The 1,338-nt window shown below is 64.4% G+C and carries 1 protein-coding gene; it reads right to left on the bottom strand.

All coding sequences use genetic code 11. The features are described 5' to 3' along the window. A partial coding sequence (gene tssI / locus CXK91_RS22465) for a type VI secretion system tip protein TssI/VgrG (protein ID WP_146048143.1) occupies positions 1–1,338 on the bottom strand: 1,338 nt, incomplete at both ends.

A 1,338-nucleotide genomic window follows, 5' to 3' on the forward strand; every position in this document is an offset into this window, starting at 1 on the left:
GGGATGGCGATGCCGCCATAGCGGTCGCCGGCCCAGCTCGAGCTGACGCGTAGCCAGCAGCTGGTCTTGTCGTCGGCCTGGCCTTCGCGGTCCCAGTGGAATTGAACGCGCACGCGGCCGTACTCGTCGCAGTGTATTTCTTCGCCGGCGGGGCCGGTAACCACGGCGGTCTGGCTGCCGAGCACCTTCGGTTTCGGATGGTCCAGAGGCGGGCGGAAGGGGATGTCCCAAGGAGTGGCGGTGAAGTGGTTGCGGTAGCCCTGATGGAAGTCGGAGCGGGTAAGAGCCCCCTCACCCCAGCCCTCTCCCCACAGGGGAGAGGGAGTCAGCGCGGAGCCGCCTGATAGGTCGGTGACGGATTCCTCCAACACCTGCGGCTGCTTGCCTTCGTGCAGCACTTCGGTAAGCAGCCAGAGCTGGTTCCAGTCGGTGCGGGGGTGTTCGCCGAGCGGGAGGAAGTGCCCGCTCGCCAGTCGTGGCTGGTCGCTTTCGCCTTCAGCCAATTCGTAATCATGGCGGTGGCGTTCCAGAGCGCGTTGCGAGAGGTGCTTGCCGCGGGCGCGCTCGGTGAAGTGGCCAGGGTAGTCGTAGTCTTCGAGATCGGGCTGGAAGTCGCTGTGGAAAGCCGCCTCCATGGTCAGACGCGGCTTCTCGAAATCGTAATCGCGGCGCGTGACGCGGCTGGTGCGGGTTTCCAGACGCAGGCCGAAGCGTTTGATTACCGGCTGGTCGGCGACCAGGCCGCTGTCCTGCTGATAGGCCGTGGCGACAAGCTTGGGAAAGACTGTCAGGTCGTCTCCGAACACCAGCACATGACCGGCCGTGCTGTGCTGGAAGTGATAGTGGATACCCTCTTCCTCGCACAGGCGCTGGATGAAGTGCAGGCCGGTTTCGTCGTACTGCACGCAGTACTCGCGCGGCGGGTAAATCACAGGGCCGAGCTGGAAGCGGTAGGCATCGGCCTGGATGCCATGTTCTTCGAGCACCTGGGCGATGATCTGCGGCACGCTGAGCTGCTGGAAGATGCGCTGGTTGGTGCGATGGGCAAGATAGGCCAGCTGCGGCACGATCGTCAGTCGATAGCGGGTCAGGCGCTGGCCGGATTCACCCTGGGCAGCTTGATGCACCAGTCCATGAATGCCGCTGCCGTCCGGGGCGAAGGCGAGGAAGGCCGGGCGATGCAGCAGGCGTTCCAGATCCAGTTCGGGGCGTTCGCTGACCAGCTCCAGGTCGAAGCGATAGGGTTGGCTGATGGCTTCGCGGCCCCGGAATTCGAGCACCTTGAAGTCGTGCTCGATGCCTTCGAGGGTCAGTGTGAAGTGGGCCTGGTTGGCTGGG

It is taken from the genome of Stutzerimonas stutzeri (genome assembly GCF_002909485.1).
Lineage (GTDB): Bacteria > Pseudomonadota > Gammaproteobacteria > Pseudomonadales > Pseudomonadaceae > Stutzerimonas > Stutzerimonas stutzeri_AH.